Consider the following 14,378-nt stretch of genomic DNA (forward strand, 5'->3'; position numbering starts at 1 on the left):
AATTTTCAACACCGGGCAAGCGTTTATGTCTTTATTTATAAATCTTCAAACGCTTTCCTGCGGAGATTCTGGTACTACGCAATCCATTCCAACTTTTTAACTGATTGACTGTGACGCCGTATTTTCGTGCAATGCTGCCGAGATTGTCCCCCTTGCGTATCTTGTAGTAAGTGACATTCCCCGTAGTGGTACTGCTTTTGCTGCTGCGTGCCGTCGAGCGTGTATTGGAAACGGCCACGACTCTGCGGTTCTTGAACAGCTCATTGCTGCGGTGGGCATAGATTGTATCTTGTTTGTCGATGAAGGCACTGATATAATTGATGGGGAGGCGTAGCGTCTGTGGCTTGCTCTCTCCGGGGATGATACTTTTCTTGAATTGAGGATTCAGACTCTTTATCTGATCCAGACTGATGCCGCATAGGTCGGAAATCTGTTCGAAATGAAGGTTACGGCTTACCTGCACCGTATCGGTTGCTTCCGGAATGTCGGTTTCCATGGGGCAGATGTTGTGCTTGCAGTAGTAGGTCATTACGTAGTTGGCGGCAATGAAGGCGGGCACGTAGCCACGTGTCTCTTTGGGCAGATAGTTGTAGATTTCCCAATAATCAGTTTTCCCTCCCGAACGACGGATGGCTTTGTTGATGGTGCCCGGACCGCAGTTATAGGCGGCAATCACCAGGTTCCAGTCTTTGTAAATGTCGTACATGTCCTTCAGGTAGCGTGCTGCCGCCCAGGTTGCCTTTATCGGGTCGCGGCGTTCGTCTACGAGGCTATTGCTTTCCAGTCCGTATATCTTCCCGGTGGCGAGCATAAACTGCCATAGTCCGCAAGCTCCAGCGCGGGATACGGCAGAAGGGTTGAGAGCGGATTCTATGATGGGCAGATATTTCAGCTCGAGCGGCAGACCGTAGGCATCCAGCGCTTCTTCGAAGATGGGCATATAGAAGTTGCAGGCGCTCAGCATGAAGGCAACTTGGTTGCGCAGGCGTCCGGTATACATGTCGATGAATTTGCGTACAATCTCGTTGTACGGCATTTCCATGACGGTCGGCATGCGCGACAACCGGTCTATGTATACAGAGTCACTGAACATCGGGTTTACGGTAGAGGTGCTGCAGTCTTTTCCCAAGTCTATGTAATTCTTGGCTTTCCAGTCATTGAGCAGGCTGTCCAGCGGATAGGTCATGCTTTTGGGCAGCTCGATGGATTCCTGGCGTTCTGTACCGTTTTCGCGGATAAGTACTTCCACGCTTTCTTGCGCATGCATGGCCGGAACGGCGAAGAGGGCGCAAAACAGAAGCGAGGAACCGAGAATAATTCTTTTCATATATATGGCCTTGTGTATCATTAGGTAATAATTTATGCTTTAATTTTCGTTTTTAGAATCGGAAACTGCATTGCACGCCGACGTTCTTATTAGAGGAACCGGTCATCTGACTGTTGATTATGGCAGGTTCCACTTTCATGCTGAGGTCGGGGGTGATGTCGAAGTTGGACAGTTCTGCGTCTACGTATGCGTCGACAACGGACAATAGATATACACCGATAAAGGCGAAGATGCTCAAGTCGCGGTATCGTCGGAAGGTGTCCTTACGCTTCCGCAGTGTCTCCGTCAGCTGGCTTTCGGTATAGTTATAGTTGGGAGGCAGCAGGTCGGTAATGGTACTGGAGTTGAAATTACCATTTACGGCATCCTTGTAGGCGGCCGAATAGTCCTTGTACATCTTGCTGTTCCACGTGAGGGCATAGGCACAACCGGCAAATCCTCCATAGAAGATGGGCAGTTTCCAATATTTGCGGTTGTAGATTTGTCCACCGCCGGGAATGACGAGGGCAAGCCAGGTGGCTTTTGTGGGGTTGGGCACCCATCGCTTGGGGTCGATGGCCTTTTGCAGGCTGTCTGTAGGTACGGGCTGTTCCTTCAAGTCGGGGCTGGCGGTCATTTCCAGCATCTTCCGTTTGTTTTCGGCCGCAAGACTGTCGGCAACAGCGAGGCTGTCCCGGTTTACCACGGTGTTGAGTGTATCGGTCTGATGCCGCTGCGCACGCTTGGAAGCGGCACGCGGACGGTCCTGACCATACATAGCAATCCCTGCCGTCTGTAAAAAACAGAGCAGCAGGGTAATGGCTAACTGATATATTCTTCCTTTTTTTCTCATTTATTTCTTCAGCGTATCAAGAATGCCGATGATACGTTCCAATTCTTCTTCGTTATTGAACGGGATACTGATTTTGCCTTTTCCTTTCTCCGAGCAGGTGAGTTGCACCTTGGTACTGAAAAAGCCCGAGAGTTGTTGTTTCAGCATATTGAATTCTTCGGGCAGTTTGGCGCGCTTGGGGGCAATCTTACGACCACCGCTTTTCACGGTTTCGCCTTCACTCAGTGACTTTACTATTTCTTCCACTTTGCGTACGGAATACCCGTGCTCCAGGATTTCCTCGAAAATCTTTACTTGCAGTTTGGGGTCGCCGAGCGTTACCAACGCGCGGGCATGTCCCATGTCTATCTGCTTGTTCTGCAGCCCCATCTGGACGGGAGCTGGCAGTTTGAGCAGCCGCAGGTAATTGGCGATGGTGGTGCGCTTCTTGCCTACACGTTCGCTGAGGCGCTCTTGCGTCAGCCCGTATTGCTCCAATAGATGCTGGTAAGCGAGAGCTATTTCTACGGAGTTCAAGTCTTCGCGCTGTATGTTTTCGATGAGCGCCATTTCCATGACGTTCTCATCGTCTGCAGTGCGGATATAGGCGGGGATGCTGGTCAGTCCGGCAAGCTGCGAAGCGCGGAAACGACGCTCGCCGGCGATAATCTGGTATTCGTCGTCGCTAAGCTTGCGCAGGGTGATGGGCTGTATGATGCCGATTTCGGAGATGGAATCAGCTAACTCCTGCAACGCAACCGGGTCGAATTCATGACGGGGCTGGTTGGGGTTGACCGTAATCTTCGACAACTCTATTTCATTGATAGAAGAGGAGCCTTCGGTCTTTACTTCATCCATGGAGAAGAGGGCGTCCAGCCCGCGTCCTAATGCATTTCTTTGTGCCATCTATTTATTTACTATTTATTCCCTACGGTCATGACACATTTCTTATCTTTGACACATAGGTACGTTGACGATTTACAATTTACTATTTAGCCATGCGGGGTGATTTTGTTGTGTATTGTAAATATGGTATTTATCACTACCCCCTAATCATTAATCACTAACTGCTTATTCCTTATCCCTAACCGCTAATCCCTTCTTTCGTTTCTGCTTATCAGCTCCTTGGCAAGTGCCATGTGGTTCTTGGCTCCGGTTGAGTCTGCGTCATAGAGAATGGTGGGCAGGCCGTAGCTGGGAGCTTCGCTCAGTTTCACATTACGCTGGATGACGGTGTTGAACACCAATTCCTGGAAGTGGCGTTTCACTTCATCGTAAATCTGGTTGGCTTGGCGCAGACGCGAGTCGTACATCGTCAGCAGGAAGCCTTCAATTTCGAGGGCAGGGTTCAGCTTGGACTTGATGATTTTAATGGTATTCAGCAATTTGCTGATGCCTTCTAGTGCAAAATATTCCGCTTGTACGGGGATGATTACTGAATCGGCGGCAGTCAGTGCGTTGACCGTAATCAGGCCCAGAGACGGGGAACAGTCTATCAAGATATAGTCAAATTCATTCTTCAGCGGAGCGAGTACCTCTTTCAGTATCTTTTCGCGGTTTTTCAGATTGAGCATCTCTATTTCGGCACCTACCAGATTGATGTGGGAGGAGATTACCTTCAGTGTGTCTATCTCCGTGTCATGAAGGGCTTCGCGTACGTCTGCACGGTCAATAATGCACTCGTAGATAGTACATTCCGACTGCTTGATGTCCACACCCAATCCTGAGGAGGCATTGGCCTGAGGGTCGGCATCCACAACGAGCACTTTCTTTTCAAGTGTGGCGAGTGAGGCTGCGAGGTTGATCGTCGTCGTAGTCTTGCCTACACCACCCTTTTGGTTAGCCATAGCAATTATTTTTCCCATAATCTCAATATTTATTGGCAGCGAAATAAGTGATAATTCCGGATAGCGCCTACAAATTTGGAGAAAGATTGCAAAAACGGTTGATAAGTCGGCTGTTTTGTTAATAACTCACAGACGTTTACCGCTGTTTTTCTTCCTGTAAATTACTCGTAAAGCGTTCTTTCTCTGTTTAGTGGGCAAATATACGTATTTATCTTGAAATGAAGCTGTTTTTTTGTCTCGCTTGCAGAAGATTAAGATTTGTAAACCAATGGAAGACATTGGCTTGGACTATTCTCTCTACTTGCATGAGATGTACATCTCGTGTTGTTTGAGACGGGCATCTCATGTTGCTCGAGATGCACATCTCATGCAGATGGACTACTGTGTGGATGGCGGTCGGCAGATAAGTTGTTTCCGGGCGGAAGGAGAGGAGATGGTGTCAGACCAAGGCTTTGACGAACTCCCAGCAGAAGTACGCACATATGACACATTTCACTACTGTGCCCAGCAAGAATCCAAGCAGCGAGCCCAGCCCCGATTTCAAGGCCTGGTCTGTCTTGCTGCCTCCCATCAGTTCGCCGGCAAAGGCTCCGAGAAAGGGGCCGAGGATGATGCCCCAAGGCATGAAGAACAACCCTACGATGGTGCCTATGAGGCAGCCGCGCGTTCCCCACCGACTGCCTCCGCTATATTTGCTGCCCAGCATCGGGACGAAATAATCCAGTATCTGTACAAGGACGACTGCTGCCAGCCATAGAAGTAACTGCGTGGTGGAAAACTGCGCCTTGTCCGTGAAATGTAGAAGCAACAAGCCTGCATAGGCTACGGGCGGTCCCGGAATCATAGGCAGGATGCAGCCTGCCAATCCGACAATCAGACAGAGGATGCCCAAGATGATGAGAAGAATGTCCATAGGTGTATCGTTTCTGTTGGTGAAGATGACAGCGGTTGTTCCCTGCTACTCGAATCGGTTGTATATGACAATGGGGCGGGAGCGGCGTGTGCTCATCGACGGGAACCATATATCGTCGGCTGTGAGGCCGCATTGCTTGATGGCTTCGGCGCAGTATTCCAGTCGTCCGAAGTCGGCATCGACATTGTTTGTACCGAATGTGAATTTGATTCCACGTGCTTTGGTGCGACGGATAATCTCGAAACTGGGAATCCGGTAGCGTGCATTGATTTCCAGAGCGATTCCATGTTGTTGCAATACATCCAATACGCGTTCAATGCGTCCGTCCGTCCAGTACTTGTCGTAATCATTCGCCATAGTGTCGGGCAAGAAGGTAGGGTTGGCATAAATGTCGGCAGGCTCGTTGGTCAGAATCAGGACTGTTTGGTCGACAAGGTGGTCCATATACCGTTCAAGCGTAATGTCATCAAAGAGTGCTTCTTCGGCCCGGTAGATACGCGAATTACGTCCTTTGTGGTCTATGATGGTCATGGCGTCGGTAAACAGGTAATCGAAAATCCCCAAGGCTTCCTGCGAGAAAGTTGCCGTCCATTTGCGTCCCTCACCTTGTACACCGCACAGGAATGGCATCCCTTTTACTTCATTAAAATAGTCGTACACTTCTTTGTCATCGGCCAGCATACGTCCTACGCCTCCTTCTCCGGCATTGGGGGCGACACCATAGTTGATACCGTAATTCATGGACATGGCGTGTGCCATTTCCTTTGTCAGCCCTCCTTTCAAGTGAACGTGGTAGTCTATAACTGGGAAATCGCGTTGTTGTAGCCTGATTATCTCATCCGTGCGCTCGTCTACCGGAGCAAGCGTGTCGGCTTCGTTGCGTGCTTCCTTGGCAAGCCGTTCGATGGCGAGATTCCGGAATGACACTTCGCCCTGTATGCCTTGCAGGGCAATGGAACCTTGACTCAGCACTTGTCGGGCGTGCTCCTCTGTGCGATATGGGTGTTCGGGTTCGGTATAGCAGACAACTTCGGTTCCGTTAATGCAGACAATGATGTTTTGCCCGCGTACGGTTATCTCGAAGTCAAACCATTCTCCATCTTTTGCGAGTGAGCGATAGAGGTTGCGCACCGAGGCGAGTGAGCCGCTCTTGCGTGTGCCGTCGATGTCTCCGTTACGGAATATCACTTCATAACCGGACTCACCGTCCGTATGAAAGAGGAGGCCTGCTTCGGAGCCGGGCTGTGTGAGGGCTTCTCCGGTGAGTCGGAAATTTTGGTATTCTTTGTCGTTGAAAAGCTTCCGGCCTTCTGCAATGACCGGGTCTGCTGTGTGGAGCGTAGATGTCCCGTCATTCCATTGGTCAAGTGGCTCGAGAGAACTGTTCCTGCCACAGCTTGTCAGGGTTGTTAGAAACAGAATTATTGCGGCAGCTGCCGTCTCGATGCGTGCAGCAATGGTAGGATGGCAAAAAGTGTTCATTATAGCATGGATTTTATGAATGATTATATTCCGATTATTGTCGGTACAAAGTTAGCCTTTTCTGAAAATATCTTTGAATACAAAAGAATTATTATCTTTGTAGTATTCAGTTTAAAGCCTTTTTAGCTACTTTTGCACGATAATAAAAAAGAAAGTTATGGAAAATCAGAGACCTTTGATATTGATTTCCAATGATGACGGCATCATTGCGAAAGGTATTAGCGAGTTAATCAAATTCCTCCGTCCGCTGGGTGAGATTGTGGTAATGGCGCCGGATGCACCCCGCTCTGGAAGTGCTTGTGCGCTGACAGTAACGGAACCTATCCACTACCAGCTGGTTCGTAAGGATGTTGGGCTGACGGTATACAAGTGTTCCGGTACGCCGACCGATTGTGTGAAGCTGGCTTTTCATACGGTGCTCGACCGCAAGCCCGACTTGGTGGTAGGCGGCATCAATCATGGCGACAATTCTTCCGTAAACCTGCATTATTCCGGTACGATGGGCGTTGTGATAGAGGGATGCCTGAAAGGAGTGCCTTCCATCGGATTCTCCCTTTGCAACCATGAGCCGAACGCTGATTTTGAACCTGCAGGTCCTTACATCCGCGAGATAGCCCGGCTGGTATTGGAGAAAGGACTCCCTCCGTTGACATGCCTCAATGTCAACTTCCCCGATACCAAAGAATTGAAGGGTGTGAAGATTTGCGAACAAACCAAGGGGCAATGGACCAATGAATGGGAAAACTTTGCCCATAGAGGAGATGCCCATTACTACTGGCTGACCGGCGAGTTTGAGAACAACGATGCCGAAAATGAGAAGAATGACCATTGGGCGCTTGATAACGGTTATGTGGCAATCACCCCGACCACGGTGGATGCAACGGCATACGGCTTGATTGATGAACTGAAAACATGGTTCTGAATTAATTGACAATTATCAATTGATATGAAGTACTACTTGATTGCCGGTGAAGCTTCTGGTGACCTGCATGCTTCCCATCTGATGGCTGCATTGAAGGAGGAGGACTCGCAAGCGGAGTTCCGTTTCTTCGGAGGCGATCTCATGGCTGCAGTGGGTGGTGTGATGGTGAAGCATTACAAAGAGTTGGCATATATGGGGTTCATTCCCGTATTGCTGCATCTGCGCACCATTTTTGCCAATATGAAGCGCTGCAAGGAGGATATTGTTGCGTGGCAGCCGGATGTGCTGATTTTGGTGGACTATCCGGGCTTTAATCTGGATATAGCCAAGTTTGTCCATGCCAACACGAGGATTCCTGTCTTTTATTATATCTCTCCCAAGATTTGGGCATGGAAGGAATACCGCATCAAGAATATTAAACGGGATGTAGATGAGCTGTTCTCCATCCTACCGTTCGAGGTGGAGTTTTTTGAAGGGAAGCACGGGTATCCGATACGTTATGTCGGCAATCCGACAGTGGATGAAGTGACGGCTTTTCTTGCTTCCAGCTCAGAGACATTCGACGACTTTGTCCGGGCAAACGGACTTCCTACCAAACCCATTATTGCTCTGCTGGCTGGTAGCCGCAAGCAGGAAATCAAGGACAATCTGCCCGACATGCTTCGTGCGGCAGCTTCTTTTCCCGATTATCAACTGGTGCTGGCCGGTGCTCCGGGTATTTCCCCCGAGTATTATAAACGTTATGTGGGTGGGGCGGACGTGAAGATTATCTTCAACAAGACATACCCTTTGTTGAGGCAGGCAGAGGCTGCACTGGTCACTTCGGGGACGGCAACGCTGGAAACAGCTCTGTTCCGTGTGCCGCAAGCGGTGTGCTACCATACTCCGATAGGAAAGGTTATCGCTTTCCTGAAACGGCATATACTGAAAGTGAAGTACATTTCCCTGGTCAATCTCATAGCCAACCGGGAGGTGGTGAAAGAGCTGGTTGCAGATACCATGACGGTAGAGCAGGTACGCTCGGAGCTGAACCGCATTTTGTACGATAAGGAATACCGCCGTCAGATGCTCGAGGGATATGAGTATATGGCATCCCGTCTGGGAGAGGCAGGAGCACCCAAACATACTGCCCGCGAGATGGTGGCATTACTGAGAAGGAGGGAAGAATAATCGAAAAATTAAGAATTTGTTAAAATGGGAAAAGCCGGTGCAGTAAATGCCCGGCTTTTGTATTTTCTATACAGAAACAAATGAAAAGGACTTTGATTATGAAAAAGCTACATTGGTTATTTATGGCAATATGTTTGGCAGTGATGCCCGCTTTGCAATCATGTGATGATAACGACGGATATTCTTTGGGTGATTTCACCCCGCCTTTGTGGGCTACTGTGCGTGTTACGGGAAATGCCTTTTATTTAAACTGCGATGTCTGGGGGACACTCTGGCCGGTGAATACGGACATTGGGTGGTATGATGCTGTGGATGGGCAGCGTGTGATTACCATGTTCAATCCTTTGTGGGATGACTATGCAGGGTATGACCATGCTGTGAAATTGTTACGCTTGCAGAATGTTCTGACGAAAGAGGTGGAGACGCTGACTCCCGAAACAGAAGAGGAGTTCGGCAATGATTCCGTACTTATATATAAAGGTGACATTACCATTAGCGGTGGCTATATGAACATTTTTTTCATGCAGAACCTGCCGTCTTCGGCTGATAATAAACATCGCATTAGTCTGGTACGTCCGCAAGAAGATGATGCTTTGTATGGTGAAGACGGATACATCCACTTGGAGCTCCGCTATAACGACTATGATGACTTGACGGGTTATCGCAGCCCCGGTGCTGTTTCTTATAATCTGAACAGTCTGGACATTCCCTCTGAAACCAAAGGTATCAAGTTGAAACTCAATTCAGAGGAGAATGGAGAGGTGGAAGTAACCTTTGATTTGAAAACTGTGGGTACTAATGAAAAGTTGACTACTAATGTGGATTTGTCCAATATGCAGTTGAAGTAAGAAAGAGTTTGCGAGAGTATATAGTTAGAAAGAGCACCCGGGATTTTGATGTCATTCACCTTGCCCGGGTGCTCTTTTTATATTTGTTTTATGTAAGTTTGGTCATGTGAGTCGTCGTTAGAACATCGTCAAGGCATATAGATAAACAACTGCTGCAGGAATTGCCATCAGTGCACTGTCGAAACGGTCGAGCATCCCTCCATGCCCCGGCAGAATGTTACCGGAATCCTTTATGCCCAATTGGCGTTTCATGAGTGATTCGGTCAGATCGCCCCAAGTGCCGAAAATGACGACAACGATTGCCAGACCTACCCATTGCCATTCTGACATAAATGGAAAGAAGTGTGCAAAGCCAAGAGAGGAAGCGATGGAGAATATTCCGCCGCCGATGCTGCCCTCCCAAGATTTTTTAGGTGAGATACGTTCGAACAGACGGTTTTTGCCTATCAGCGAACCTACGCAATAGGCACCTGTATCGCTCAACCAGATAAATACGAAAATGGAAAGCGGTAGAATAGGGTTATAGGTTACACTGCCCGTTTCCGAGGAATTTTGAAAAGCAAGTACGTTCAGCAGGGCAAAGGGGAGTGCCACGTATAATTGGCTTAGCATGGAGTAGGCCCAGTTACCCGTCGGATTCTTTTTCTTGAGGTAAAGTTCCGTAATCATCATGTAGAGCAATAGTCCCAAATAAGGAAGGAATACCCGTGCTCCTACAGACTGCTGGGTACAGAAACTCATTAATGCAAGGAAAAGGTAGGCTCCCCCCAATGCAGTGATGGTTTTGTTAATGCTTACTTCGCCGCTTTTGCTGACTAATTGGGCAAACTCATGTACGCTCAGTGCGCTGATAATGGTGAACAGTATACCGAACGAAAGGGGGCTGTAAAGAATACAGCCCACCAATACTATGACGAATAACACGCCGGTAACGGCACGTTGGATAAAGTTATTTTTCATGCTTTTCTTCTTCTTCCTTGACTTCCTTTTCTGCTTCTATGGCTTTTTGCTCTTCTTCTTGCTCTGCTTTTTTTAGCTCGGCAGCAGTCTTGTTTGCACTGATTTCCTCCGAGCGGGAAGCCCATGGACGTTTCCCAAAGATGTGCTCAACGTCTTCGGCAAAGATTACTTCTTTGTCAATCAGCAGTTGTGCCAGCCGGTTGTGCCCTTCTTGGTTTTCGGACAATATTTTCTTGGCACGTTCGTACTGTTCGTTGACCATCTGCTTCACTTCTTCGTCAATCAGTTCCGCAGTCTTTTCGCTATACGGGCGGTTGAAGGAATATTCCTCATTATTATAGTAACAGAGATTGGGGAGTTTTTCGCTCATACCCAGATAGGCAATCATACCGTACGCCTGCTTGGTCACGCGTTCCAAGTCATTCATGGCTCCGGTGGATATTCTACCTAAGAATAGGTCTTCGGCAGCACGTCCTCCCAAGGTGGCACACATCTCATCAAGCATCTGTTCCTTGGTGGTGATTTGCCGTTCTTCCGGCAGATACCAAGCCGCGCCCAAAGCGCGTCCACGGGGTACAATGGTTACTTTAATCAGTGGATTGGCGTATTCCAGTAACCAGGAGATACTGGCATGGCCGGCTTCGTGTATGGCAATGGAACGGCGTTCGGCCTCGGTAGTGATTTTGGTTTTCTTTTCCAACCCACCCACAATACGGTCTACAGCGTCCAGGAAGTCTTGCTTTCCGACAAACTTTTTGCCGTGGCGGGCGGCTATCAAAGCTGCTTCGTTACATACATTGGCAATGTCTGCCCCCGAGAATCCGGGAGTCTGGCGTGCCAGAAGGTCTACATCCACACTATTGTCTATCTTGATGGGGCGCAGGTGTACACCGAATACTTCCTTACGCTCATTAAGGTCGGGTAGGTCTACATGTATTTGGCGGTCAAAACGTCCGGCACGCAACAATGCCTTATCCAAAACGTCCACACGGTTGGTGGCGGCTAAGATGATAACACCACTGTTGGAGCCGAAACCGTCCATCTCGGTCAGTAACTGGTTCAATGTGTTCTCGCGCTCGTCGTTGCCACCCATAGCGGCTGCTTTGGCACGGGCACGCCCTACAGCGTCAATCTCGTCGATAAACACGATACAAGGCGCTTTTTCCTTTGCTTGGCGGAACAAATCGCGGACACGGGAAGCTCCCACGCCGACAAACATTTCCACAAAGTCGGAACCTGCCAAAGAGAAGAAAGGTACGTTGGCTTCTCCGGCCACAGCCTTTGCAAGCAGGGTCTTTCCGGTTCCCGGAGGGCCTACTAGCAAAGCGCCTTTGGGTATCTTACCTCCCAAATCGGTATATTTCTGGGGCTCTTTCAAGAACTCGACAATTTCTTCTACCTCTTGCTTGGCTTCGGCAAGTCCTGCCACATCTTTGAATGTAATCTTGATGGGGGAACCTTTTTCAAACAATTGGGCCTTGGACTTTCCTACGCTGAAGATGCCTCCACCTCCACCCATGCCTCCACCACCGCTCATGCGGCGGGACATGAAAATCCAGAAACCGATAAGGAATGCAAAAGGGAGAATCTGCCACAGAATGGCACCGAAGTAGTTCCGTTTTTTTTCGTAGTTAATAGAACCGTCAAAGTGGGCGTCGTCTCTTTCCTTTTGCAGGAAATTGCCCAGGCTCTCGCGTGAAGGGGCCTCGGTCGTAATAAGCGGATTCTTACCTACGCGACTGGAGTCCTGACGAAATACGTTTCCTACGTGTTGCGGTTTGACGTATGCTTCGACAGAATTGTCGTCGTAGCCGATGACTTTGCTTATATAACCGTCTCGTACATATTGCTGGAATTCATCATAAGAAATATTTTTAGTTGCCGTACCACTTTCATTAGTCAGGTACAACCCCAGCAACATCATTGCTATAATCATATACAGCCAGTTCAGGTTGAACTTGGGCATATTCACTTTATTGGGTTTCTTGTTGGTATTATTGTCCATACGTTTTGATTAATCGAGATCAGGAATTTGAGTTAATTTGGCGTCTGCCCAGAGGTGTTCCAGATTGTAGAATTCCCTTGTTTCAGGCAGGAAGACATGCACCAATATGTCCGGGTAGTCCATAGCTACCCATTCGGCATTGCGCAGCCCGTCTACGGCAAAGGGCTTGGTGTCGGCACCCTTGCGTGTGAAGTCCCTGATGGATTCTACAATGGCTGTCACTTGGCTGGGAGAGTTTCCTTGGCAGATGACGAAATAATTGCATATTGTATCGTCGATTTTTGTCAGATCTGCGATGACGATTTTTTTTCCTTTTTTATCTTGAATACCTTCTGTTATCTGTTGAATCAGTTTTTTCGTTTCGTTCATTATACAGTATTATATTAAAACTGTTGACAAATATACGTTGATTTCTCATATCAAACACGCAAAAGAGGAAAACTCTTTCAATTTTTGATTTTTTTTAGTTATATAATCCTTTGGATTACGGTATCTTATCAGTTTTTTGCGAAAAAAATACTCGTTTTTGTTTTGATTTATAGAAATCTTTGTATCTTTGCAACCGCAAAACGGAAATAACAATAATTGGGCTATGGTGTAATGGTAACACTACAGATTCTGGTCCTGTCATTCCTGGTTCGAATCCAGGTAGCCCAACTATCAAACAGCTTATTTAAGTCAAAAAAACACTAAAATCGCAAGTTTTAGTGGTTTTTTTGTTACTTTTCAATCATGTACGAAAATTTCAGTGTAGGCATTCGGTGGCAAATTCAGTGACAAGGCTTCTGTAAGCCGGAAATATTCTGTAAATTTGTAGCATTTCAACATTAAAGCAGAATTTTATGGCAAAAGAATTAGCACTGAAGTACGGCTGTAACCCTAACCAGAAGCCGGCTCGCATTTTCATGCAGGAGGGGGAGTTACCTATTGAGGTTCTGAACGGACGTCCAGGGTATATTAATTTTATGGATGCCTTGAATGGATGGCAGTTGGTAAAGGAACTGAAAGAGGCGACCGGTATGCCTGCTGCAACTTCATTCAAGCACGTCAGTCCGGCGGGGGCCGCCATCGGTTTGGAACTCGACGAAATAATGAAGAAGATTTATTTTGTGGATAATCTTCCGCTCTCTCCGCTTGCTTGCGCATATGTGCGTGCCCGCGGTGCCGACCGTATGTCTTCTTATGGTGACTTTATCGCTTTGAGTGATGTGTGCGACGAGGCTACTGCACGTTTTATTAACCGCGAGGTCTCGGATGGCGTTATTGCTCCGGGGTATACGGACGAAGCACTGGCTATCTTGAGGGAAAAGCGTAAAGGAACTTACAATGTGATTCAGATAAGTCCCGGCTATAAGCCTGCCCCGATTGAACATAAGGATGTCTTTGGTATCACGTTTGAGCAGGGACGTAATGAGATAAAGCTGAATGGAGATGAACTCTTTGCGAATATTCCTACTCGGAATAAGAATTTCCCGGAAGCAGCGAAACGTGATTTGATGATAGCCCTTATCACTTTGAAATATACGCAGTCGAATTCTGTATGCTATGTGAAGGACGGTCAGGCTATCGGTATTGGTGCCGGCCAGCAGAGCCGTATCCACTGTACTCGCTTGGCGGGCAACAAGGCCGACATTTGGTATTTACGCCAGCATCCGAGGGTGTTGAATTTGCCATGGGTAGAGAAAATCCGCCGTGCCGACCGTGATAATACGATTGATGTCTATATCAGTGAAGACCATGACGATGTGCTGGCTAACGGTGTTTGGCAGCAGTTCTTTACGGAGAAACCTGAAGTGCTGACCCGTGAAGAAAAACGGGCTTGGTTGGATACATTGAAAGGTGTTTCTTTGGGTTCGGATGCATTCTTTCCTTTTGGAGACAATATTGAGCGTGCCCATAAGAGTGGAGTAGATTACATTGCCCAAGCGGGTGGTTCTGTACGCGATGACCATGTGATTGAAACTTGCGATAAATATGGCATTGCCATGACGTTCACGGGTATCCGTCTGTTCCATCATTGATAAGACTTAATAAAAAAATAGACCCGCCCCTACAGCTATACAGCCGTGGGGGCGGGGCTATTTTTTTTTTAA

13 protein-coding genes and 1 tRNA gene are annotated in these 14,378 nt (G+C 48.0%); 5 read left to right on the plus strand and 9 right to left on the minus strand.

The features are described 5' to 3' along the window. Positions 1-31: 31 nt before the first annotated feature. The 6 genes from DWY57_RS11550 to DWY57_RS11575 form a co-directional block, all read right to left on the minus strand. Complete coding sequence (locus DWY57_RS11550) at positions 32-1,348, minus strand: lytic transglycosylase domain-containing protein (RefSeq protein WP_119961784.1); 1,317 nt, start codon at positions 1,346-1,348, stop codon at positions 32-34. A 31-nt stretch (positions 1,349-1,379) separates the two neighbouring features. Beyond that, the gene (locus DWY57_RS11555) at positions 1,380-2,159 is read right to left on the minus strand and encodes a DUF5683 domain-containing protein (RefSeq protein WP_117964879.1); all 780 of its coding nucleotides are present in this window, start codon (positions 2,157-2,159) and stop codon (positions 1,380-1,382) included. Then, positions 2,160-3,044, minus strand: coding sequence for a ParB/RepB/Spo0J family partition protein (locus DWY57_RS11560; RefSeq protein ID WP_061411439.1), 885 nt, complete (start codon positions 3,042-3,044; stop codon positions 2,160-2,162). 185 nt (positions 3,045-3,229) lie between these two features. Continuing rightward, a complete protein-coding gene (locus DWY57_RS11565) occupies positions 3,230-4,003 on the minus strand; it encodes an AAA family ATPase (RefSeq protein WP_117964877.1) in 774 nt (257 codons plus the stop codon). Between the two features lie 421 nt (positions 4,004-4,424). Then, entirely contained in the window at positions 4,425-4,898 is a 474-nt protein-coding gene (locus DWY57_RS11570) for a DUF456 domain-containing protein (protein WP_117964875.1), read from the minus strand. Positions 4,899-4,943: 45 nt separating this feature from the next. After that, on the minus strand, positions 4,944-6,380 hold the full coding sequence (locus DWY57_RS11575) for a family 16 glycoside hydrolase (RefSeq protein ID WP_119961785.1): 1,437 nt from the start codon (positions 6,378-6,380) through the stop codon (positions 4,944-4,946). A 157-nt stretch (positions 6,381-6,537) separates the two neighbouring features. Here DWY57_RS11575 and surE point away from each other — a divergent pair, with 157 nt between their 5' ends. The 3 genes from surE to DWY57_RS11590 all read left to right on the plus strand — a co-directional run bounded on the left by surE (position 6,538) and on the right by DWY57_RS11590 (position 9,320). Continuing rightward, positions 6,538-7,302 carry a 5'/3'-nucleotidase SurE gene (gene surE, locus DWY57_RS11580; protein WP_025836086.1) on the plus strand — a complete coding sequence of 255 codons (765 nt, stop codon included), beginning with the start codon at positions 6,538-6,540 and terminating at the stop codon, positions 7,300-7,302. A gap of 24 nt (positions 7,303-7,326) precedes the next feature. Further along, the gene (gene lpxB, locus DWY57_RS11585; RefSeq protein ID WP_117599301.1) at positions 7,327-8,472 is read left to right on the plus strand and encodes a lipid-A-disaccharide synthase; all 1,146 of its coding nucleotides are present in this window, start codon (positions 7,327-7,329) and stop codon (positions 8,470-8,472) included. Positions 8,473-8,570: 98 nt separating this feature from the next. After that, a complete protein-coding gene (locus DWY57_RS11590; RefSeq protein WP_165491385.1) occupies positions 8,571-9,320 on the plus strand; it encodes a NigD-like protein in 750 nt (249 codons plus the stop codon). 117 nt (positions 9,321-9,437) lie between these two features. Here DWY57_RS11590 and DWY57_RS11595 read toward each other — a convergent pair whose 3' ends face one another. Genes DWY57_RS11595 through rsfS form a run of 3 tightly spaced genes read right to left on the minus strand, consistent with a single transcriptional unit; the run spans position 9,438 to position 12,654 of the window. Then, the gene (locus tag DWY57_RS11595; RefSeq protein WP_117599303.1) at positions 9,438-10,280 is read right to left on the minus strand and encodes a phosphatidate cytidylyltransferase; all 843 of its coding nucleotides are present in this window, start codon (positions 10,278-10,280) and stop codon (positions 9,438-9,440) included. Beyond that, positions 10,270-12,285, minus strand: coding sequence for an ATP-dependent zinc metalloprotease FtsH (gene ftsH / locus DWY57_RS11600; protein ID WP_016274133.1), 2,016 nt, complete (start codon positions 12,283-12,285; stop codon positions 10,270-10,272). The genes DWY57_RS11595 and ftsH overlap by 11 nt, the downstream gene beginning before the upstream one ends. A 9-nt stretch (positions 12,286-12,294) precedes the next feature. Continuing rightward, positions 12,295-12,654, minus strand: coding sequence for a ribosome silencing factor (gene rsfS / locus DWY57_RS11605; protein WP_117599304.1), 360 nt, complete (start codon positions 12,652-12,654; stop codon positions 12,295-12,297). Positions 12,655-12,871: 217 nt separating this feature from the next. Here rsfS and DWY57_RS11610 point away from each other — a divergent pair. Then, positions 12,872-12,942: transfer RNA gene (locus DWY57_RS11610), tRNA-Gln, on the plus strand. Positions 12,943-13,127: 185 nt separating this feature from the next. Next, entirely contained in the window at positions 13,128-14,306 is a 1,179-nt protein-coding gene (locus DWY57_RS11615) for a phosphoribosylaminoimidazolecarboxamide formyltransferase (protein ID WP_119961786.1), read from the plus strand. Positions 14,307-14,378 lie beyond the last annotated feature (72 nt).

It is taken from the genome of Bacteroides sp. AF25-5LB (assembly GCF_003602965.1).
Lineage (GTDB): Bacteria > Bacteroidota > Bacteroidia > Bacteroidales > Bacteroidaceae > Bacteroides > Bacteroides uniformis.

Bases quoted from the DNA above. Each gene is read 5' to 3' on its own strand.
- DWY57_RS11550 (WP_119961784.1), bottom strand. From the start codon at position 1,348: ATGATACACAAGGCCATATATATGAAAAGAATTATTCTCGGTTCCTCG.
- DWY57_RS11555 (WP_117964879.1), bottom strand. From the start codon at position 2,159: ATGAGAAAAAAAGGAAGAATATATCAGTTAGCCATTACCCTGCTGCTC.
- DWY57_RS11560 (WP_061411439.1), bottom strand. From the start codon at position 3,044: ATGGCACAAAGAAATGCATTAGGACGCGGGCTGGACGCCCTCTTCTCC.
- DWY57_RS11565 (WP_117964877.1), bottom strand. From the start codon at position 4,003: ATGGGAAAAATAATTGCTATGGCTAACCAAAAGGGTGGTGTAGGCAAG.
- DWY57_RS11570 (WP_117964875.1), bottom strand. From the start codon at position 4,898: ATGGACATTCTTCTCATCATCTTGGGCATCCTCTGTCTGATTGTCGGA.
- DWY57_RS11575 (WP_119961785.1), bottom strand. From the start codon at position 6,380: ATGAACACTTTTTGCCATCCTACCATTGCTGCACGCATCGAGACGGCA.
- surE (WP_025836086.1), top strand. From the start codon at position 6,538: ATGGAAAATCAGAGACCTTTGATATTGATTTCCAATGATGACGGCATC.
- lpxB (WP_117599301.1), top strand. From the start codon at position 7,327: ATGAAGTACTACTTGATTGCCGGTGAAGCTTCTGGTGACCTGCATGCT.
- DWY57_RS11590 (WP_165491385.1), top strand. From the start codon at position 8,571: ATGAAAAAGCTACATTGGTTATTTATGGCAATATGTTTGGCAGTGATG.
- DWY57_RS11595 (WP_117599303.1), bottom strand. From the start codon at position 10,280: ATGAAAAATAACTTTATCCAACGTGCCGTTACCGGCGTGTTATTCGTC.
- ftsH (WP_016274133.1), bottom strand. From the start codon at position 12,285: ATGGACAATAATACCAACAAGAAACCCAATAAAGTGAATATGCCCAAG.
- rsfS (WP_117599304.1), bottom strand. From the start codon at position 12,654: ATGAACGAAACGAAAAAACTGATTCAACAGATAACAGAAGGTATTCAA.
- DWY57_RS11615 (WP_119961786.1), top strand. From the start codon at position 13,128: ATGGCAAAAGAATTAGCACTGAAGTACGGCTGTAACCCTAACCAGAAG.